Genomic DNA, 22,482 nt, shown 5'->3' with positions numbered 1-22,482 from the left:
GTATTCATTATTTATTATTTAATTATAATAAAACGGTCTGGACGGGACTCGAACCCGCGACCTCCTGCGTGACAGGCAGGCATTCTAACCAGCTGAACTACCAAACCAATGGGGGTTAACGGGATCGAACCGCTGACCCTCTGCTTGTAAGGCAGATGCTCTCCCAGCTGAGCTAAACCCCCATTATAATAAAACAATGATCCGTACGGGAATCGAACCCGTGTTACCGCCGTGAAAGGGCGGTGTCTTAACCGCTTGACCAACGGACCATTTAAGGTACGGAGAGTAAGGGATTCGAACCCTTGAGACAGTGTAAACCATCTACATGATTTCCAATCATGCTCCTTCGGCCACTCGGACAACTCTCCAGGCTTAAAGAAGCAATTTTACTCTTCTTTTTTTCTCTTATCGAGAACTCCGGCAGTAGGACTCGAACCTACGACATCATGATTAACAGTCATGCGCTACTACCAACTGAGCTATGCCGGAATAAGTGTTACTTTTTATCATTTCACTTTCAATAAATTGAAAATGAAATTTGCGTGGCGACGTCCTGCTCTCACAAAGGGAAACCCTTCACTACAATCGGCGCTAAGAAGCTTAACTTCTGTGTTCGGCATGGGTACAGGTGTATCCTTCTTGCTATCGCCACCACACTATTTGATTATTTGAGTAAGTGTTGCTCACTCAAAACTGGATTTGAAGAAAATCATTGTACCGTACCAAGTTTTTATTTTACCATTTTGGTTAAGTCCTCGATCGATTAGTATCAGTCCGCTCCGTACATCGCTGCACTTCCACTCCTGACCTATCTACCTGATCATCTCTCAGGGATCTTACTTTCTTAAAGAAATGGGAAATCTCATCTTGAGGTGGGCTTCACACTTAGATGCTTTCAGCGTTTATCCCTTCCCTACATAGCTACCCAGCGATGCCTCTGGCGAGACAACTGGTACACCAGCGGTAAGTCCATCCCGGTCCTCTCGTACTAAGGACAGCTCCTCTCAAATTTCCAACGCCCGCGACGGATAGGGACCGAACTGTCTCACGACGTTCTGAACCCAGCTCGCGTGCCGCTTTAATGGGCGAACAGCCCAACCCTTGGGACCGACTACAGCCCCAGGATGCGACGAGCCGACATCGAGGTGCCAAACCTCCCCGTCGATGTGGACTCTTGGGGGAGATAAGCCTGTTATCCCCAGGGTAGCTTTTATCCGTTGAGCGATGGCCCTTCCATGCGGAACCACCGGATCACTAAGCCCGACTTTCGTCCCTGCTCGAGTTGTAGCTCTCGCAGTCAAGCTCCCTTTTGCCTTTGCACTCTACGAATGATTTCCAACCATTCTGAGGGAACCTTTGGGCGCCTCCGTTACCTTTTAGGAGGCGACCGCCCCAGTCAAACTGCCCATCTGACACTGTCTCCCATCACGATTAGTGATGCGGGTTAGAGTGGCCATAACGCAAGGGTAGTATCCCACCATTGCCTCCATCGAAACTAGCGTCCCGATCTCTACGGCTCCTACCTATCCTGTACATGCGGTACAGACACTCAATATCAAATTACAGTAAAGCTCCATGGGGTCTTTCCGTCCTGTCGCGGGTAACCTGCATCTTCACAGGTACTAAAATTTCACCGAGTCTCTCGTTGAGACAGTGCCCAAATCGTTACGCCTTTCGTGCGGGTCGGAACTTACCCGACAAGGAATTTCGCTACCTTAGGACCGTTATAGTTACGGCCGCCGTTTACTGGGGCTTCAATTCGTACCTTCGCTTGCGCTAAGCACTCCTCTTAACCTTCCAGCACCGGGCAGGCGTCAGCCCCTATACTTCATCTTTCGATTTTGCAGAGACCTGTGTTTTTGATAAACAGTCGCTTGGGCCTATTCACTGCGGCTGTTCTTGCGAACAGCACCCCTTCTCCCGAAGTTACGGGGTCATTTTGCCGAGTTCCTTAACGAGAGTTCTCTCGCACACCTTAGGATACTCTCCTCGACTACCTGTGTCGGTTTACGGTACGGGCCGTTGTTTTCTAACTAGAAGCTTTTCTCGGCAGTGTGACATCAGAAACTTCGGTACTTAAATTTCCCTCCCCATCACAACTTGTCCTTAATGAATGAAAGCATTTGACTCTCACTCGGACTTATTGCTTGGACAGACATTTCCAATCGTCTGCATTTCTTAGCCTACTGCGTCCCTCCATCGCTCAAACAAAAACAACGGGTACAGGAATATCAACCTGTTGTCCATCGCCTACGCCTATCGGCCTCGGCTTAGGTCCCGACTAACCCTGGGCGGACGAGCCTTCCCCAGGAAACCTTAGTCATACGGTGGACAGGATTCTCACCTGTCTTTCGCTACTCATACCGGCATTCTCACTTCTAAGCGCTCCAGCAGTCCTCACGGTCTACCTTCGACGCCCTTAGAACGCTCTCCTACCAGTGTACATACGTACACTCCACAGCTTCGGTAATATGTTTAGCCCCGGTAAATTTTCGGCGCAGGGTCACTCGACTAGTGAGCTATTACGCACTCTTTAAATGATGGCTGCTTCTGAGCCAACATCCTAGTTGTCTGTGCAACCCCACATCCTTTTCCACTTAACATATATTTTGGGACCTTAGCTGGTGGTCTGGGCTGTTTCCCTTTCGACTATGGATCTTATCACTCACAGTCTGACTGCCAGATATAAATGTATGGCATTCGGAGTTTATCTGAATTCGGTAACCCTAGACGGGCCCCTAGTCCAAACAGTGCTCTACCTCCATCATTCTTAAAATCTGACGCTAGCCCTAAAGCTATTTCGGAGAGAACCAGCTATCTCCAAGTTCGTTTGGAATTTCTCCGCTACCCACACCTCATCCCCGCATTTTTCAACATACGTGGGTTCGGTCCTCCAGTGCGTTTTACCGCACCTTCAACCTGGACATGGGTAGATCACTTGGTTTCGGGTCTACGACCACCTACTCATTCGCCCTATTCAGACTCGCTTTCGCTACGGCTCCGTCTCTTCGACTTAACCTCGCAGATAATCGTAACTCGCCGGTTCATTCTACAAAAGGCACGCTATCACCCATTAACGGGCTCTAACTTGTTGTAGGCACATGGTTTCAGGATCTATTTCACTCCCCTTCCGGGGTGCTTTTCACCTTTCCCTCACGGTACTGGTTCACTATCGGTCACTAGAGAGTATTTAGCCTTGGGAGATGGTCCTCCCGGATTCCGACGGAATTCCTCGTGTTCCGCCGTACTCAGGATCCTCCTAGGTGCTTTTCAAATTTCGTCTACGGGGTTTTTACCCTCTTTGACGGACTTTTCCAAATCCTTCGACTATCTGAAAAAACTACCATATCGGAGTCCTACAACCCCAACAAGCAAGCTTGTTGGTTTGGGCTGTTCCCGTTTCGCTCGCCGCTACTAAGGGAATCGAATTTTCTTTCTCTTCCTGCAGGTACTTAGATGTTTCAGTTCTCTGCGTCTACCTCTAATCAGCTATGTATTCACTGAAAAGTAACATCCTATAAAAGATGTTGGGTTTCCCCATTCGGAAATCTCTGGATCAAAGCTTACGTACAGCTCCCCAAAGCATATCGGTGTTCGTCCCGTCCTTCATCGGCTTCTAGTGCCAAGGCATCCACCATGCGCCCTTATTCACTTAACCTTCTCAACCTTGCGGTTGGGTTTTTGACGTTGTTTCTAGCGATAGAAACGCAATCAAAGATAAAATAAATAAAGTAATTGGAATCATGTAACAATCATCCAACACAATGTTCTTGGTTTGTTATATTTCTTTTCTTCAATATCCAGTTTTCAATGAGCAAATTCTAACAATCATTTTGTTAGAAATGGAGCCTAGCGGGATCGAACCGCTGACCTCCTGCGTGCAAGGCAGGCGCTCTCCCAGCTGAGCTAAGGCCCCAGAGCAAGTTAATTATTAAATTGAGAGTAGACCTCTCAAAACTGAACAAAGAGCAAACGATGTGTAGTTTCCGTGATGTTTGATTGGCAAATGATGAAACATCATTGCGTCAAACAAATTCCTTAGAAAGGAGGTGATCCAGCCGCACCTTCCGATACGGCTACCTTGTTACGACTTCACCCCAATCATCTATCCCACCTTAGGCGACTGGCTCCAAAAAGGTTACCTCATCGACTTCGGGTGTTACAAACTTTCGTGGTGTGACGGGCGGTGTGTACAAGGCCCGGGAACGTATTCACCGCGGCATGCTGATCCGCGATTACTAGCGATTCCGGCTTCATGTAGGCGAGTTGCAGCCTACAATCCGAACTGAGAGAGGTTTTAAGAGATTAGCTCAGCCTCGCGGCTTGGCGACTCGTTGTACCTCCCATTGTAGCACGTGTGTAGCCCAGGTCATAAGGGGCATGATGATTTGACGTCATCCCCACCTTCCTCCGGTTTGTCACCGGCAGTCTCGCTAGAGTGCCCAACTAAATGATGGCAACTAACAATAAGGGTTGCGCTCGTTGCGGGACTTAACCCAACATCTCACGACACGAGCTGACGACAACCATGCACCACCTGTCACTTTGTCCCCGAAGGGAAAGCTCTATCTCTAGAGTGGTCAAAGGATGTCAAGACCTGGTAAGGTTCTTCGCGTTGCTTCGAATTAAACCACATGCTCCACCGCTTGTGCGGGCCCCCGTCAATTCCTTTGAGTTTCAGTCTTGCGACCGTACTCCCCAGGCGGAGTGCTTAATGCGTTAGCTGCAGCACTGAAGGGCGGAAACCCTCCAACACTTAGCACTCATCGTTTACGGCGTGGACTACCAGGGTATCTAATCCTGTTTGCTCCCCACGCTTTCGAGCCTCAGCGTCAGTTACAGACCAGAGAGTCGCCTTCGCCACTGGTGTTCCTCCATATATCTACGCATTTCACCGCTACACATGGAATTCCACTCTCCTCTTCTGCACTCAAGTTCCTCAGTTTCCAATGACCCTCCCCGGTTAAGCCGGGGGCTTTCACATCAGACTTAAGAAACCGCCTGCGCTCGCTTTACGCCCAATAAATCCGGACAACGCTTGCCACCTACGTATTACCGCGGCTGCTGGCACGTAGTTAGCCGTGGCTTTCTGGTTAGATACCGTCAAGGGATGAACTTTTTACTCTCATCCTTATTCTTCTCTAACAACAGAGTTTTACGATCCGAAAACCTTCTTCACTCACGCGGCGTTGCTCGGTCAGACTTTCGTCCATTGCCGAAGATTCCCTACTGCTGCCTCCCGTAGGAGTCTGGGCCGTGTCTCAGTCCCAGTGTGGCCGATCACCCTCTCAGGTCGGCTATGCATCGTGGCCTTGGTGAGCCGTTACCTCACCAACTAGCTAATGCAGCGCGGGTCCATCCATCAGTGACGCAAAAGCGCCTTTCACTTTCTCTCCAGGCGGAGAAAAAGATTATGCGGTATTAGCACCTGTTTCCAAGTGTTATCCCCCGCTGATGGGTAGGTTACCCACGTGTTACTCACCCGTTCGCCACTCTTCTTTTTCGGTGAACCGAAGTTCGATGAAAAAGAAGCGTTCGACTTGCATGTATTAGGCACGCCGCCAGCGTTCGTCCTGAGCCAGGATCAAACTCTCATTAAAAAGTTGAAACAATCTTTCGATTGTTAAGCTCAAAAATTTTGCTAGCTAAATTGCTTGCTTGTAATGTTCACTTCTATCGAATAGAAGCGTCCTACACTTTTGGTTCGTTTTGCTTGCTTTGTTCAGTTTTCAAAGGTCTACGTTTTGTTGTTTTAGCAACTCTTATATATTAGCATCTTCATCTCTTAATGTCAACACTTTTTATAAAATAATTTAAAAGTTTTTATTTCATATACTTTTAAATCCGCTCTTCACAACTTCTATATCATAACAAAGTGCTATGTTATTTGTCAATGTTTTTTTAAAACATTTTTACTTGATTTATCAAGCGTTATTGGCGCTTTGCTCAAGTTCGACTTTGTTATATTATCATTCTTTTTTCGTCTCGTCAACTATTTTTAAAAACTTTATTTATTTAACGTTTTTATCGCTTTCGAACAATAATTAATATAACAATTATTCATCAAAAAATCAACTATTTGTTCGACTATTTTAAAATAAAAAAACTGAAGTGAATGTTTCATTAACTTCCACTTCAGTTCGTTCGATTTTAGCTTGTTTTTCTATATTATTTGTCTATCTTGACTTTAAATGTTCGTCTACTCTTTTTCGTCCGTATTTTGAATGGGAATAAATATTCTGAAAATCGTTCCTTTTCCTAAGCTACTCTCCGCAAAAATCCGTCCTTTGTAACTATCAATTAACTTACTCGCAATCGATAACCCTAATCCATTGCCGCCTTTCGTTCGTGCACGTGCTTTATCGACTCGGTAAAAACGATGAAAAATCCGCGAAACATCTTCTGGTGGGATTCCTTCACCGAAGTCTTGAATCGCAATTTCTAATTCTTTTAAATTCGTTGAAATTGAAATATGGACTTCTTTACGATCGGTTGAGTACTTGACTGCGTTGTCCATGACGATAATTAAAATTTGTTCAAAATGATTACGATAGATTTTTAAGATTTTCTCACTATATAAATCATCATCTAGCGTAAAGACAAATTCAGGATAAATCATTCGGAAATTATTGACAATTTGGTGAACGACTTCTTTCGCATTGGTGCGCTCATTACTATAATGAATATTCACTTGTTCAGCTCGAGAAAGATCAAGCATTTCTTGCACAAGTATTTTCATTCTTTTGATTTCTTGCATGCTAGCTTCTAAGGATTCCGCTAAAATTTCCGGATCATCTTTCCCCCAACGGTTAAGCATACTTAAATGACCTTCGATCACAGCGACCGGTGTACGCAATTCATGCGATACATCTTCCACGAATTGTTCTTGTAGTTCAGTATAAGAACGCATGCGATCTAGCATCTCATTAAAAATATCAGCCAAATCGGCTAATTCATCATTTGTCTCTAGTTTCCGCATATGAATGTCTGATTGAGGGTCTTTACGGATTTTCTCCATCGTATCGCGTAATAGTTTAATCGGTTTTAAAAAATAGGCAGAGAGTAAATAGCCTAAAATGCTACTTAGAATCAAGGAAACAATTTCCAAAATAATTAGTATCGAGATTAAACGATTCCGAATTTCATAAAAATTGGTTAATTCGTAAAAGGTCTGAGCATAGCCAATTAACTCACGCGTTTCTTTAGAGTAGACAGGTTGCACTAATAAAAATCCTGGTTTACCGCCAATTGTTTCAATCGTTGCTTCTTTAACAGTATGTTGTGCTAAATCGATATTTTTATTGCCAGTCATCATCACTAATTCCCCTAATGGGTTATAAACAAATAAGTTTAAATCAGGATTTCCCAAATCAGAAATAAAGGGATCAATGACAACTTTGATGCCGTCGATATACACGAGTTCGCTATCTTGGCTGATGGCAAGTGCTTGATGTGAAGATGTTTGATTTAACGCACTATTTTCATTGGCTAAGCGGGAAGTGATTTGATAGGTAACTTGTTCAATCCTTCTTCTTTCCTTGGCAACATACAAATTAATCGATGATTTATACGTAATGACTGCAAAAATGGTAAAAACCACAAATATAAAGAAAGAACTCGCAAAAGCCCATTTTATTGTTAAAGATGGGCTCTTCAGTTCTTTCCAGCGGTTCTTATTTTTCAAGGGACTCATGAGCGCATCACATACCCGGTACCTCGAACAGTTTGAATGTAGCTCTCATCGCCAGCTACATCAATTTTATTACGTAAGTAACGGATATATACATCGACAACATTGGTTTCGACTTCAGTTTCATAACCCCATACTTTATTTAATAAGACATCGCGTGCTAAGACAACATTGATGTTTTCCATCAAGGTCAGTAATAACTCATATTCACGCTTCGTTAATTCAATCATCTCTGACCCACGGCGCACCACTCGATTTTCTTTTTCGATCGTTAAATCACGGTAAGTTAAGGTCGTTTGTTTGACAACATTTTTATCGCCTTCAATATCAATCCGACGCAGTAATGCCCGTAAACGTGCTAATAATTCTTCAATTGCAAATGGTTTAACGATATAATCGTCAGCACCATGATCAAGTCCTGACACGCGATCAATGACTGAATCTCTCGCAGTCATCATAATAATCGGTGTGTTTTTCGTTTGACGAACACGGCGACAAACTTCTAGCCCATTTAATTCTGGCAACATTAAATCAAGTAAAATCGCATCCCATTCTTTGCTTAGTGCAGCATCCAAGCCTGTGCGACCATTATAATGAACTTCTGTAACATAGCCTTCGTGTTTTAATTCTAACTCAACAAAACGAGCTAGGTTCTTTTCATCTTCAATAATCAGTATATTCCCCATATCGACCCATCCTCTTCCTCTTTTTACTTCTATGTCATTCCTAATATTAACATGGAAGAACAAATTTAAAAAGAGATTCGTATAAACCTCGTAAGGCTTTACGTCTCTCTTTTTAAAATTCACATTGTTTTATTTTTCATCGTACCATGAATAGTGGAAAATACCTTCACGATCAGTCCGTTCATAAGTATGCGCACCAAAGTAATCGCGTTGAGCTTGGATTAAATTAGCTGGCAAACGTTTTGAACGATAGGAATCAAAATAGGCAATTGCTGATGAGAATGTCGGTACAGGAACACCTGCTTGTACTGCTAATGACACAACATCACGAACGGATTGTTGATATTTCTCGGTAATTTCTTTGAAGTAATCATCGAGTAATAAGTTCGCTAAATCTTCTTCACGCTCGTAAGCATCGGTAATTTTTTGTAAGAAACGGGCACGGATAATACATCCTTCACGCCAGATTTTTGCAATTTCACCAAATGGTAGATTCCAATCATATTCTTTTGAAGCTGTTCTTAATTGAGCGAACCCTTGAGCATAACTCATAATTTTACTGAAATATAACGCTTGACGAATTTTCTCAACTAATTCTGCTTTATCACCTGTATATTCAAAGTTCGGTTTTGATAAAATCTCACTTGCTGCAACACGTTCTTCTTTATAAGCAGAAATGTAACGTGCAAAAACAGATTCTGTAATTAATGGAAGTGGCACACCTAAATCTAACGCACTTTGACTTGTCCATTTTCCAGTTCCTTTGTTGCCGGCTGCATCTAAAATGACATCGACAATTGGTTGACCCGTTCCTAGGTCATCTTTACGTGTCAAAATGTCCGCTGTAATCTCAATCAAGAAGCTATCCAATTCACCCTTGTTCCATTCAGAAAAAGTTTCGGCCATTTCGTCAACAGATAAACCTAAAATATTTTGCATTAAATCATAAGACTCAGCAATTAACTGCATATCGCCATATTCAATTCCATTATGAACCATTTTAACGTAATGACCTGCGCCATCAGGACCGATGTAAACAACACAAGGGGTACCATCTTCCGCTTTTGCAGAAATTTGTTCTAAAATCGGCGCCACTAATTCATATGCTTCTTTTTGTCCGCCCGGCATAATAGATGGGCCTTTTAATGCGCCCTCTTCGCCACCTGAAACACCCGTACCGATGAAATTAATTCCGGAATCTGCGAGTTCTTTACTGCGGCGAATTGTATCTTCAAAGAAAGTATTTCCACCATCAATTAAAATATCACCTTGATCTAAATGTGGTAATAATGATTGAATCGTTGCATCTGTTCCATGACCGGCTTGAACCATCATGACAATTCGACGTGGCCGCTCAATGGATTGAATGAATTCTTCGACTGAATAAGTCCCTAATAAATTTTTATCTGGATTTTCAGCAAGTACTTCTTCGGTCTTAGATCCTGTACGATTATATAACGCAACAGAGTAACCGCGGCTTTCAATATTTAAGGCTAAGTTTTTTCCCATAACCGCCATACCGACTACACCAATTTGTTGTTTCGTCATTTCATTTCCCCCTACTCAATCGATAGTAAATTGTGATTCTTCATTATTATAGCTCAAATTCATCGCTAATAAAACAATTGTCTTGAAATATTCAGAATTTTCGATTAAAAAATAAACCTTAGGCTCCATGGTTAGCCTAAGGTTTAAAATATCCCTTCTGGAAAAGGGCTATTATGCTTCTTTCGTAGATACGTCTTTACCGTTGTAATGACCACAGTTGCTACATACGTGGTGGTTTTTTCTCATTTCTCCACAGTTCGTACATTCGCTTAATCCGTTAATTGTTAACTTGTAGTGCGTACGACGTTTAGCTTTTTTTGCTTTTGACGTTTTGCGTGCTGGTACTGCCATTTGCTACACCTCCTTGTAAATGAAAAACAACCATAAGGCTGCAATATATTCCAATCTTACTCATTTTCTTCCTCTGTTTTTTCAAACAGACTCGTTAATTTCGCAAGACGAGGATCAATTGTTGATTCTTCTTTTGATTCCTTTAGTTGCTCGTAATCTGCTTCTGAATAGACAACCCAGTCATTACCACTTGGATAATGTTCAGATTCTTTTTCTTCCTCAGATAAGACTTGCAACGGAATCTGTAATAAGATGTTGTCAGCGACAGATTCATCTAAATCAAGTGTTTGATTTTCTAAAATCAGAATTTCTTCCGCCTTGACTAAGTCATCAATACGCTGAAATTGCTCAGTCGTCATAAAGACTTCATCCACTGTGAATGCCATCGGTAACTCAACAGGTTCTAATGAACGGGTTGAGGGTAAAGTAATCATCGTCTTCAACGAATAATGCAACAAATATTCTTTGGGCGTTACCGTAATCATCCCTTCAACTTCGATTGGGGCGATATCAATGATTTCTTTTTCGCGTTTCAGCAATTCTTCTTTTAAATTCAGTGTTTCGTGAAACACCAGTGGTTCTTCATGATACTTTCGTAACTCTAGTAAAGACCATTTCATTTTCATCACTCCTAAGCAACAAAAGCTATTATACAGGCCTTATTTTCCTTTGTCAATGAAATTTTCTTGACACCTTACAAACAATGAAAAAGAGCTAGCCAATCATTGACTAGCTCTTTTTACACAGTATTTTATTCGTTATTTACGAATGTGTTAAAGTAGCAATTAGATTGCTGTTGTTTCTCCGCGATAAACAATTCCACGACGAGAATCAGCAGTCACAACTTCACCATGTTGAATGATTGTTGTTGCATCTTTCGCACCCACGATAACTGGTAAGTCTTTCGCAATTCCCACAACCGCTGCATGTGAAGTTAAACCACCATCTTCAACGATTACAGCTGCTGCTTTTTCAATTGCTGGCATATAATCTTTATCCGTTGTTGGCACAACTAAGATCATTCCTTCGTGTGCTTTTTCGATTGCTTCTTCTGCTGTTGTTGCAACAACGGCATTTCCGACAACCGCACGGCCACCGACACCTTGTGCTTCAAGTAAACGAGAACCGATTAATTGAATTTTCATTACGTTTGTTGTTCCGCGCTCACCGACTGGAACACCAGCAGTGATTAAGATTAAATCGCCTTCTGAAGCAAAGCCTAACTCAACTGCTTTTTTAGATGCTAAGTCAAACATTTCATCAGTTGTTGATGGTTTTTCAGCAACCGTCGGATGAACACCCCAGTTTAATGATAGGCTACGTTTTGTACGCTCATCAAATGTTACTGCTAAGATGTTTGCATCTGGACGGTATTTTGAAATCATTTTTGCAGTGTAACCAGATTCAGTTGCTGCAACGATACATTTCACGCCTAAATCTTTTGCTGCACGAGCAACTGCTAAACCAATTGTTTCGGTAACATCTGATTTATTAAATTGATTGATTTGGTATGTTCCAAGTTTTAACATTGATTTTTCTGCTTCTCTGTCGATACGAGCCATCGTTGCAACAGATTCAACTGGATACGCACCATTTGCTGATTCCCCAGATAACATCGTTGCATCCGTACCATCAAAAATAGCATTCGCTACGTCAGATGCTTCTGCACGTGTTGGACGTGGGTTTTGTTGCATTGATTCTAACATTTGTGTTGCTGTGATAACGGCTTTACCTGCAGCGTTACATTTTTTAATAATGTCCTTTTGAACCATTGGCACGATTTCAGCTGGAATTTCTACCCCTAAATCGCCACGAGCAACCATGATACCGTCAGAAACTTTAATGATTTCTTCGATATTGTCGATTCCTTCTTGTGATTCAATTTTAGAAATAATTTGAACATGATTCATGTCCATTTCTTCTAAAATTTCACGGATCTCTAACACGTCTTGTGCTTTACGAACAAAACTTGCAGCGATGAAGTCAATATCGTTTTCTAAACCAAAACGGATATCTGCCGCATCTTTTTCAGTAATTCCTGGTAAGCTGATTGAGATTCCTGGTGCATTCACACCTTTACGTGAACCCAATACGCCAGCATTTAAGACTTTTGTTACTAATTCACGATTTGCGCTGTCTTTTTCAACAATTTCCATGTCGATTAAACCATCATCAAATAAAATATGGCCGCCTACATGAGCATCGTCGTATAAACCTGGGTAAGTCACAGCAATTTTTTCTTTTGAGCCAAGTAGTTCTTCGTCCATTGAAATACGGACAATATCATTAATAGCAAAAGCGATTTTTCCGTTTTCTGTTCCTTGAACAGTTGTACGGATTTCAGCACCTTTTGTATCTAATAAGATTCCGACACTTTTCCCAGTAATTTTCACTGCGTCACGAACTAAGTTCATACGCGCTAATTGCTCGCTGTGATCACCATGTGAAAAGTTAAAACGGAAGACGTTTGCTCCAGCTTCGATTAACTCAGAAATGATTTCAACTGTGTTACTTGCAGGTCCTAATGTACTAACAATTTTTGTTTTTTTCATGAAAAAAATACCCCAATTCGTTTATTTTTAATAGCATCACGCTTTTAAATTCATAGATAGTGGAAACGATTAAAAAGATAATTCTTTATTTAGTGCATATAAAGACAAGTCTGGTTTGTGTTTGCCCTGTTCGAGTGTTTCAACAATGCTTGCTGAGACCACTTCATTTTGAAGCATTCCCACACATAATCCACCTTTACCTTCAAGTAATAAATCAACGGCATGGCCGCCAAACTTACTTGCAAGAACCCGATCACGAGCAGTTGGTGAGCCACCACGGACAACGTGACCTAAAATCGATACACGTGCATGGAAATCGCCATGTTTGGAAAGTTGCTCAGCAAATTCATTTCCACCCATTACACCTTCAGCTAAAATAATGAGACAGTGCTTTTTACCGCGATCGCGGCCTTCTTTAATTCTTTTGGCAACAGAAGTCATATCAAAATCATGTTCTGGGATGATAATTTCATCTGCTCCGCCTGCGACACCCGCCCAAAGAGCGATATCACCTGCGTCACGACCCATTACTTCAATAATAAACGTACGGACGTGAGAAGTAGCTGTATCACGGATACGGTCTAACGATTCTAATACAGTATTAATTGCGGTATCAAAGCCGATTGTAAAATCAGTTCCTGGAATATCGTTATCAATCGTTCCTGGAATCGCAACAGCTGGAAAACCATGTTTTGTCAGTGCCATCGCACCATGATAAGAACCGTCACCACCAATCACAACTAACCCTTCAATACCGAATTTCTTTAGTTGTTCGATTCCTTTCAATTGCCCTTCTTGTGTTGCAAATTCTGGATAACGAGCAGAATATAAGAATGTTCCGCCACGTTGGATTTTGTCGCCAACATCAGCAATTTCTAATCGACGAATGTCTCCTGCAACTAAACCCGCAAAACCATAGTTGATACCGAATACTTCCACGCCATGAAAAATTGCTTTACGCGTTACCGCTCGAATCGCAGCATTCATGCCGGGAGCATCCCCACCACTGGTCAAAATACCAATGCGTTTCATATTGTTTTCACCTCATCAAATAATAATAATAATCGTACTTTTATTCGTTGGTAGTTCTTTACTTACAATTTCCTTATAAATTTTACCCACACTCTGTATTTTAACATTATTTACGCCAAATGTCTTGGGATATCTTAAAAAAAACTGAAAAAGTAGAAAGCGTTTTGTAAACTTCCTGAAAATTATTTAAAAACGACATTTTCTTCCCCAAAAAGCAACTGAAGTTCTTGCTTAAGTTCACTTGTCGCTTGAACCCAATATTCCGATTCTAATAAGACTTGCTTGTTCCTTTCTTCGTAAAATAAAATGACGGGGACATTTCCTGAATATTTTTTGACTAATTGGCGGAAACTTACGAAGTGTTCACTCGGATTTCGGTCCTTCACAATCTTAATGTAACACGTTTGTTCGGAAATACTCTCTTCCACTTCTCGCGCAGGGAATACGGCTGTTGGGAAGATTTGCAATTGATCATTGTAGCGATTTTTTTGAACCTTACCTTCGATATAGAGTACTTGATTCAACCCAATCGCCTTGCGCATTTTCCGATAATCTTCAGGGAACAATGTCATGCTGCTAGCTTGACTCTCATCATCGCCTTCCACAATGGCCATTAATTCCCCTTTTTTCGTCCGTATTTCTTTGATGTTTTTCACATAAAACAAGACATTTACCGTTTGATTTTCAGAAATCTCTGCTAGCGCATCAATTTTCTTGCGTTTTAGTATTTTGACAAATTGGCTACACGGATGACCGGAGAGATAAACGCCTAAATATTCTTCTTCAAATGCTAAACGCTCGGTTAACGGATACTCTTTAATTTCACGCTCTTTTAATTGGAGCATTGAGAGTAATTCTAAACTACCACCACTGTATAAAATATTTTGAATTTTATCTTCTAATTCTACCAGCAGTTGATGGCGATTCGGATGTAATTCGTCAAAAGCACCAACCAAGATCAGTGGTTTGATGTTTTCCTGTTTCAACCATTTACTATTGCTTGCATTCAATCGATATAAAAATTGTTCAAAAGAAGTATAATAACCATTTTCACGGCGTTCTTGTAATATCCCTTGGATGACGTCTCGTCGCACGCCTTTAATATTACTAAGACCAAAACGAATCTCGCTAGCCGTCTGCAAGCTAAAGCCATAATGACTTTGATTGATAGAAGGTGCGCAAAGTGTGAGGCCTCTTTTTTTGGCATCATGGATATATTCTTTCATCTTCAAGGTTTGATGTTGCGCTGATTGCAGTAACGCTTTATAGAAGGGTCCTGGATAGTTGGCTTTTAGGTATGCCATTTGAAATGCCACTACCGAATAGGCAAAGGCATGCGATCGATTAAAGCCATAGTTGGCAAATTTTTCGATATAGTGGTAGACCTTATTCGCCACGTCTTCTTCATAGCCTTGATCCATTGAACGTTTGATAAAAGAGGCACGTTCCGATTCTAATAATTGCGCATTCTTCTTACTAATCCCTCGGCGCAATAAGTCGGCTTGCCCTAAACTATAACCGGCCATCACTTGGGCTACTTGCATAATTTGTTCTTCATAAACCATAATGCCATAAGTGTTTTGCAAGACTGGCGCGAGACTATCTACCGGGTATTGGACCGCTTCTACTCCCTTTTTACGCTTCACAAAATGATCAATGTTTTCCATCGGTCCCGGGCGATATAAGGCGTTAACGGCTGCGACTTCCTCAATATTTTCCGGGACTAGTTTTTTCAATACTTTACGAATACCCGCGGAATCAAATTGAAAGATACCTAAGGTTTCACCTTTTTGAAACAACGCTAAGGTCGCTGGATCATCTAAAGGAATCGTTTTGATTGCGATGTCTTCGCGTTGCACTCGTTTAATGGTTTTTAAGGTATCATCAATAATACTTAAATTACGTAACCCTAGAAAATCCATTTTCAATAAACCGATTTTTTCGACATCTTTCATCGTAAATTGGGTTAACCACAAATCACTTTGACCTGCTTGCAAAGGAACTAAATCAATGAGTTTTTGATCGACAATCACAATCCCAGCGGCATGGGTAGAAACGTGCCTTGGTAATCCTTCCAAGACTTGAGCCACTTGATACATTCTTTGGTTACGTTCATTTGCTTGAACGAGTTCCTGGAAGGTTTTTGACTGATGATAGGCTTGTTTTAGTGTAATCCCCAAGCCCTTTGGAACGGCACTTGACCAACGATTGGCTTCACTTTGCGACATTCCAAAAACGCGCCCCACATCGCGTAACACCATTTTAGTGGCCATCGTCCCAAACGTCCCGATTTGCGCAACGTGTTCTTGCCCATATTTTTCTTTGACGTACTGAATCATCTCTTCCCGGCGATTATCTGGGAAATCCAAGTCAATATCGGGCATCGTTTGGCGTTCAGGATTTAAAAAGCGTTCAAACAGTAATTGATAGGCAATCGGATCCACATCTGTGATCGATAAAACATACGCCACTAACGATCCAGCTGCTGAACCACGACCTGCTCCTGTCACAATTTTTTGCTGGTGTGCATAATTCATGACATCCCATACGATTAAAAAGTAATCGTCAAAACCCATCTTATGAATAATGGATAACTCATACGCCAAACGTTCTTCGTAGACGGCGGTGACGTCTTTGACGCGCTGAGGCAATCTCTCTTGACACAGCTGTTGTAAGTAAGTTGCAGGATTTTCTCCTTTTTCTAATGGATAATGCGGTAATAATTTTTGATGGAGCGCTACGTCTACGTGACAATTTTGAGCGACGAAAAGACTTTGTTGAAGCGCTGCTTGATAGTCATTTTCTTCAAACCACGTTTCAAACTCAGTAGGCGAGACTAAATACCCTGTGGCTTGGTGGTCATGAATTTCTTGGCGTAAGTCTTGAATCTGTGTTCCTTCTTTAATATGTTTTGCGACGCGAACGGCAAAACTATCTTGCGCTTCAAGAGAAGTAATCGCATGATACGCAAGTGGTTTCAACTGATTCGCTTGGTACCAGGGCCAAATTTCTTGTGGTCCCATCCCTTGATAAGCAATCCCATAAAAAAGGTTTTCAATCCCAAATTTAGCGATCCAATCCTTCAATCGTCGGTCAGCTTTTACAGTTGCCTCATTGAATAAAGGGATCAGCTCATTTTTTTCGGGCAATAATATGACTAAATCTGAACTTAATGGCAATTCCTCCCAATCAATCGTGCCATTGATTTCTTTGGTACTAGAAATTGTCATGAGTTGTTTTAAGCCCTGATTATTTTTGGCATATAGATACATTTCATAGGAATCTTCTTGCTCACTGACGTGGTAATCTAATGACAAACCAATAATCGGATGAATCCCTTCTTTTTGGCAACAGTCGATGAACTCCAACATACCAGACAGATTACCTTTATCGGTCATTGCTAAATACTGGTACCCCAATTCTTTTGCACGGCTCACATATTGAGGAATTTTGATAATACTTTGTAATAATGAATACGATGTTATTGTTGTTAATTGTGGGATACTCATAGTTCCTCCTTATATAACGTCACTACCGCTATTAATTCTTTACATAAAATGATAGACAAGGATTCTTTACATTGTGAAAAAATGTGATAAACTAGACTCTAGGATATCAAGTCGTGAAAGAAGGTGTTTCAATGCGTTATATCATCACTTTATTGTGGAGCTTTGCTCTTGGCCAAGTCGTTGGATATTTAGGTTCTGCTCTTAGTAGCCAACCTTACAATTTCATCCAAACAAGTATTTTTTCGGTCATTTGCGGACTTATGATCATTGCCTTAGGACGACTCACTCCTACTACCGAAGAAAAAATATCCTAAACATCGAAAAATTCTTAATCAAAGGAGTTGCAACGCGATTTGTTGCAACTCCTTTTTTGATTGTTCTTTCACGTAAACGAAGTGACATGCCTGTTCTGGACATTTGATTTGTTTCCCTTACCCAATATCCTGATGTTTTAAATCATGGCGGAAATTAAATAATGAAAGGAAGATATTCAACAACACAAAGCCCGCGGTCACAAAGAATACCGCTGAATAACTGTAGGCTTGCGCAACAGCTGAACCGACTAACGGACCTAAGACTTGACCAAAATTATTAAACATTTGATTGTAGCCAAAAATACGGCTGACACCTTCGGGCGGGGTAATTTTACTAATCAACGTATTGACGGATGGCATGAGTGCACCTGTTGAAAAGCCTAATAAAAACCGCAAAACGCCTAATTGCCAAGGTGCAGTCACGAGTCCCATCGGAATGAAACAACAAAAAGAAAAGACTAAGCCTAATAATAAAATCTTGTGATTCCCGATTCGATCCCCTAATCGACCGAGATACGGAGAAGAAATGACTGCTGAAACCCCCGCTACTGAAACAATCAGCCCGCTTAAAAACAAAACACTTCCAGTATCGGTACTTAATTCACGGATGTACAGCGTTAAAATTGGGCTGATACTTGTCATCCCTAATTGTAAAATCAAAGACGTGAAAAACAAGCCGAATAATACCGAGCGGCGAGTAGACTGACCTAAAATTTCTTTTGTAGACATTAGATCTTTCTTTTCAATGGGTTCAAAAGTTTCCTTCACTAAAAAAATGGTTAATAAGAGCGTGATAAATAAGATCATACCAGTAATAATAAAGACATTTTTCATACCTAATAATTCAGCTAGAATCCCGCCCATTAATGGACCAATTAAATTCCCCGCAATCGCTCCTGTCGCTAACGTTCCAATCGCCCAACCACTTTTTTCCCGTGGTGCTTGATACGCAATTAACGCAGTCGCATTGGGAATATAGCCTGATAATACCCCTGTGAAAAAACGCATCACTAGTAACCAATAGACATTCGGGACAAACGCTAACGCCCCCATCGTCACCGTCATTCCAGCAGCCGCACGAATCATCATTAAACGCCGACCTTTTCGATCGGCTAAATTACCCCAAATCGGTGCAACGATCGCTGCCGCTAAAGCAGTAATTGAAATCGCTAAGCCGGAGAGTAGTGGCACTTGACTTGCTGGCGCACCCAATTCTTCGATGTAAAGTGGAATAAAAGGCATCACCAGGCTAAAACTTGCTCCCGTGAAAAAACAACCAATCCATGAAATCAACAAATTTCGTTTCCAATTAATTTCCATCTCGAACCTCGCTTTCTCTACAACTATAGCTCATTTTGGGTATTTTTCAAACAAAAAAAGTGGTGATTGACTATCACACCACTTTTTTTCATTTATTCTATTAACCTAAGATCGCCATAATAATAAAGTTTAAAATAAATAGAACATTGACAATCCATAAGACAGGCGATACTTCTTTTCCTTTACCTTTGACTACTTTGACAATTGCAAAGAAAATAAAACCTGCGGCAATTCCGTATGAAATACTGTAACAAAGGCCCATAAAGATTGAGGCAAAGAAAGCAGGTACCGCTTCTTCTAGTTGTGTCCAGTCAATATCTTTAAAGGAAGCCATCATCATCACACCAACTAAAATTAAGGCAGGTGCAGTTGCTTGTGCAGGGACAATGGAAATAATTGGAGAAAACAGGCTGCTTAGTAAGAACATGCCCGCAACGACTACAGATGTTAATCCTGTACGTCCGCCAGCCCCAATACCTGCGGCTGATTCAACGAAGGTTGTCGTATTTGATGTTCCAAAAACCGCACCAATTGAAGTTGCTACTGCGTCTGCAAATAACGCGCGGTCCATTTTTGTTGTAAAACCTTTACTATCTTCTAACGCATCCTCATCTTCTTGCGAGAAGATTCCTGTGCGACGACCAGTACCGATAAACGTGCCAATCGTATCGAATGTATCAGATAAACTAAACGCAATAATTGTCATGATCACTTGTGGGATTTTAGCAGAATCCGCAAATAACGACTGCATCCCTTCTGGACCAAATGCCGCTCCAAACGTAACACCTAACTCATTAATTGAATTTCCTAATGAATTAGCTTGCCAGTCAATGGCACTTAAATCAACAACACCCATTAAAATTCCGATAATCGTTGTACCGACAATCCCAATTAAAATAGCGCCACGAATATTCATCACGACTAAAACAGTCATTAAGACTAAACCAATAACAGATAAAAGTACTTCTGGATTATTAAAGTTGACTAAAGCAGGTACTACGCCACCATTCATCGTGACGTTGGTTGCGACATCGCCATCAACCATCGAACTCGTGATTGTCGCAGAATCTGCTGAAAAACTGATTAAGTTCGCATTTTTAATCCCGACATACGCGACAAAAATACCAATCCCGCCACCAATTGCATGTTGCATACTTTCAGGAATCGCATGGATAATTAACTTACGAATTTTTGTGACCGTAATGAAAATATTAATTAGCCCACAAATAAAGACCATCGCTAATGCTTGTTGCCAAGTGTAACCTAGACCAAATACAACCGTAAACGTAAAGAATGCATTTAAACCCATCCCCGGAGCTTGCGCATAAGGTACGTTAGCAAACAATCCCATAATCAATGTCCCTACCACAGAGGCAATGATTGTTGCTAAGAAGACTGCTTGAAATGGCATTCCTGAGGCAGACAAAATCGCTGGATTGACAAACAAAATATAACTCATTGCAAAGAACGTTGTGACACCCGCGATTACTTCAGTCGAAACCGTTGTCCCGTTTTCCTTTAATTTGAAAAATTTTTCCATGAAAATTTTCACTCCTATCGTTTTTTATCAAGGGAAAATGAAGGAATAAATAATATCTTAATATAATGTTCTTTTCCTTGACCAATATAGAATTATAAAGACATTTCTACTCTACATCAATCATTTGTTAACATATTATGAAAAAAAATCTATCAATGTTCGTCTTTTACTATGATTCATCCTGAATTATCAAGAGATCATTCTTGTCAATCCTCGAGAATGTGATACACTATTGCCATATTAGATATTTTCATGAACTTTTCATAGGATTTATGAAATAGATAGACGAAATAGATAGACGAGGAGAATACGATGACCAAAAAATTGATTGCTATCGATTTAGATGGCACTACTTTAAACAGCCACTCTTTGATTAGTCCACGCACGGCAAGTGTCATAAAAAAAGCGACGGCAGCTGGCCATTACGTGAGCATCGCAACGGGACGTCCGTATCGTATGAGTGCACAATTTTACCAACAGTTACAATTAGAAACGCCAATGGTGACGTTTAACGGAGCTCTCGTGCATAAGCCTAATATGGTTTGGCCTTACGAACGTGAGTTATCCATTCAAAAAGAAATTGCTTTTGAAATTTTAGCTCAAAAAGAAAAACTCCAATTAGAGTTTGTAGCGGCAGAAAACCGCGAAACGTTTTTTATTGATCGTCTAGATAATTTTGAAGGAGAGTTTTTTGCAACCGAAAAAATTACGGAAGCCAATCTATTCAAAAATTTGACCTCTAATCCCACATCCTTACTTGTGAAAACACAAAAAGAGGTGAGCAGTCTAGTATCCGCTTCACTTATTTCACAATTTAAAGATTCAGTGGATGTTCGAACTTGGGGTGGTCCAAATGCTATTTTGGAAATTGTTCCTAAAGGCGTTCAAAAAGCGATGGCCCTTTCCATTGTTGCTCATTCATTAGATGTTCAACCAAAAAATATTATAGCTTTTGGAGACGAACACAATGATTTAGAATTGTTGGATTATGCTGGTTGGGGTGTCGCGATGCAAAATGCTACGAATCAATTAAAAGCTGTCGCAAATGATGTGACACCAAAAACAAATGACGAAGATGGTTTGGCTGATTATTTAGAAGAATTTTTAGCGCTATAAAATAAGTAAAAACACGCCACACAAAGAAGAGATGTTCTCTTTGTGTGGCGTGTTTTGATTTATCTTGTCTTTTCAATTCATATAATCATGTTTTAAGAGTTTGTTTTTTGTTTATTTATTTCTAAGATACCGTCAATGGAGTGCTGGATAATCTCCACAATTTGTTGACGATTGGGTGTAATAAAGCCAGATGCCATCAAGGAGGCTACACCTGTAATGGTAATCCATGTACCATCATGTAAGGCTTCTATAAAGTCAGCTGGTAAGTCTTTATACGTTGGATCTTCTTTAACGACTTCTTTAAAATACTGGTAGGAGACATCGTACATTTTTTTACCCCCACCGGATTCATCAATGAACAACGAAATAAAAAGCTTTGGTTTTTTTTGAGAAAAATCAATATAGTTAATACAAACGTCTACTAGTTTATTGCCTGTATGCTCTTGAGCGAATACTTTTTGTTTCAATTCTGTAAAAATCTCATCAATCAAGGTATCTTTCAAATCTTGCATATTTTCAAATTCAAGATAGATTGGTTGGGTTGAAACCCCCATTTTTTTTGCCACGTTTCGTGCGGTAAAATTCCCAAATCCCTCTTTCTCTACTAATTCATAGGCAGATTTCAAAATATAGTCTCTCGTGTAAACTTTTCGTCTCATGATAAACCTCCTAGCCAGAATTTATTTACTAATGTTATTTTAACTTAAAACAACAAATATTAAAAGGATTTTAATCGATTTCTTAAGACTTTCTTCTTATTCTCTCTCGATAATCGCCCTTAGCGAATGATTCTTAGATAACATTTCGCTTATTTTCATTTATTC

Annotated in this window: 13 protein-coding genes, 6 tRNA genes and 3 rRNA genes; 2 read left to right on the top strand and 20 right to left on the bottom strand. The window is 40.8% G+C overall.

What is annotated here, in order from left to right:
* Positions 1-33: 33 nt before the first annotated feature.
* From IGI68_RS08645 to dnaE, 17 genes are all read right to left on the bottom strand, one after another.
* A tRNA-Asp gene (locus IGI68_RS08645) sits at positions 34-107 on the bottom strand.
* 2 nt (positions 108-109) lie between these two features.
* Positions 110-182 (bottom strand) — tRNA-Val (locus IGI68_RS08640).
* A 15-nt stretch (positions 183-197) separates the two neighbouring features.
* Positions 198-269 (bottom strand) — tRNA-Glu (locus IGI68_RS08635).
* Positions 270-279: 10 nt separating this feature from the next.
* Positions 280-368: transfer RNA gene (locus IGI68_RS08630), tRNA-Ser, on the bottom strand.
* 47 nt (positions 369-415) lie between these two features.
* A tRNA-Asn gene (locus tag IGI68_RS08625) sits at positions 416-489 on the bottom strand.
* A 51-nt stretch (positions 490-540) separates the two neighbouring features.
* Positions 541-656: ribosomal RNA gene (gene rrf, locus IGI68_RS08620) — 5S ribosomal RNA — on the bottom strand.
* 87 nt (positions 657-743) lie between these two features.
* A 23S ribosomal RNA gene (locus IGI68_RS08615) occupies positions 744-3,658 on the bottom strand.
* A gap of 185 nt (positions 3,659-3,843) precedes the next feature.
* A tRNA-Ala gene (locus IGI68_RS08610) sits at positions 3,844-3,916 on the bottom strand.
* 126 nt (positions 3,917-4,042) lie between these two features.
* Positions 4,043-5,600: ribosomal RNA gene (locus IGI68_RS08605) — 16S ribosomal RNA — on the bottom strand.
* Together the 16S, 23S and 5S rRNA genes with 6 tRNA genes alongside form the textbook arrangement of a ribosomal RNA operon.
* Positions 5,601-6,199: 599 nt before the next feature.
* Positions 6,200-7,693 (bottom strand): HAMP domain-containing sensor histidine kinase, encoded by a 1,494-nt coding sequence (locus tag IGI68_RS08600; RefSeq protein WP_438732255.1) that lies wholly within the window; start codon positions 7,691-7,693, stop codon positions 6,200-6,202.
* The gene (locus IGI68_RS08595) at positions 7,690-8,376 is read right to left on the bottom strand and encodes a response regulator transcription factor (protein ID WP_438732253.1); all 687 of its coding nucleotides are present in this window, start codon (positions 8,374-8,376) and stop codon (positions 7,690-7,692) included. Before IGI68_RS08595 ends, IGI68_RS08600 begins: the two co-directional genes overlap by 4 nt.
* A 129-nt stretch (positions 8,377-8,505) precedes the next feature.
* Positions 8,506-9,924 carry an NADP-dependent phosphogluconate dehydrogenase gene (gene gndA, locus IGI68_RS08590; RefSeq protein WP_438732251.1) on the bottom strand — a complete coding sequence of 473 codons (1,419 nt, stop codon included), beginning with the start codon at positions 9,922-9,924 and terminating at the stop codon, positions 8,506-8,508.
* Between the two features lie 171 nt (positions 9,925-10,095).
* Complete coding sequence (rpmF, locus tag IGI68_RS08585; protein ID WP_071875560.1) at positions 10,096-10,275, bottom strand: 50S ribosomal protein L32; 180 nt, start codon at positions 10,273-10,275, stop codon at positions 10,096-10,098.
* Between the two features lie 56 nt (positions 10,276-10,331).
* Complete coding sequence (locus IGI68_RS08580) at positions 10,332-10,895, bottom strand: YceD family protein (protein WP_071875561.1); 564 nt, start codon at positions 10,893-10,895, stop codon at positions 10,332-10,334.
* 165 nt (positions 10,896-11,060) lie between these two features.
* Positions 11,061-12,827, bottom strand: a complete 1,767-nt coding sequence (gene pyk, locus IGI68_RS08575) for a pyruvate kinase (RefSeq protein WP_438732248.1) — start codon at positions 12,825-12,827, stop codon at positions 11,061-11,063.
* A 69-nt stretch (positions 12,828-12,896) separates the two neighbouring features.
* Entirely contained in the window at positions 12,897-13,859 is a 963-nt protein-coding gene (pfkA, locus tag IGI68_RS08570; RefSeq protein ID WP_071875563.1) for a 6-phosphofructokinase, read from the bottom strand.
* 182 nt (positions 13,860-14,041) lie between these two features.
* Entirely contained in the window at positions 14,042-17,368 is a 3,327-nt protein-coding gene (gene dnaE / locus IGI68_RS08565; RefSeq protein ID WP_438732245.1) for a DNA polymerase III subunit alpha, read from the bottom strand.
* 131 nt (positions 17,369-17,499) lie between these two features.
* Between dnaE and IGI68_RS08560 the strand changes: the two genes are divergently transcribed.
* Positions 17,500-17,682 carry a YjzD family protein gene (locus IGI68_RS08560; RefSeq protein ID WP_071875565.1) on the top strand — a complete coding sequence of 61 codons (183 nt, stop codon included), beginning with the start codon at positions 17,500-17,502 and terminating at the stop codon, positions 17,680-17,682.
* Positions 17,683-17,799: 117 nt separating this feature from the next.
* On the opposite strand, the gene IGI68_RS08555 is transcribed toward IGI68_RS08560, so the two are convergent.
* Both IGI68_RS08555 and IGI68_RS08550 read right to left on the bottom strand, forming a co-directional pair.
* A complete protein-coding gene (locus tag IGI68_RS08555; protein ID WP_438732243.1) occupies positions 17,800-19,002 on the bottom strand; it encodes a multidrug efflux MFS transporter in 1,203 nt (400 codons plus the stop codon).
* A 100-nt stretch (positions 19,003-19,102) separates the two neighbouring features.
* Entirely contained in the window at positions 19,103-20,542 is a 1,440-nt protein-coding gene (locus IGI68_RS08550; RefSeq protein WP_273231711.1) for an NCS2 family permease, read from the bottom strand.
* A 312-nt stretch (positions 20,543-20,854) separates the two neighbouring features.
* Here IGI68_RS08550 and IGI68_RS08545 point away from each other — a divergent pair, with 312 nt between their 5' ends.
* Entirely contained in the window at positions 20,855-21,658 is an 804-nt protein-coding gene (locus IGI68_RS08545; RefSeq protein ID WP_438732240.1) for a Cof-type HAD-IIB family hydrolase, read from the top strand.
* 92 nt (positions 21,659-21,750) lie between these two features.
* On the opposite strand, the gene IGI68_RS08540 is transcribed toward IGI68_RS08545, so the two are convergent.
* Entirely contained in the window at positions 21,751-22,317 is a 567-nt protein-coding gene (locus IGI68_RS08540; RefSeq protein ID WP_438732238.1) for a TetR/AcrR family transcriptional regulator, read from the bottom strand.
* Positions 22,318-22,482: the final 165 nt, after the last annotated feature.

It is taken from the genome of Enterococcus sp. DIV1314a, from assembly GCF_051713805.1.
GTDB lineage: Bacteria > Bacillota > Bacilli > Lactobacillales > Enterococcaceae > Enterococcus_I > Enterococcus_I aquimarinus.
This window is presented reverse-complemented; position numbering and strand designations above follow the sequence as displayed.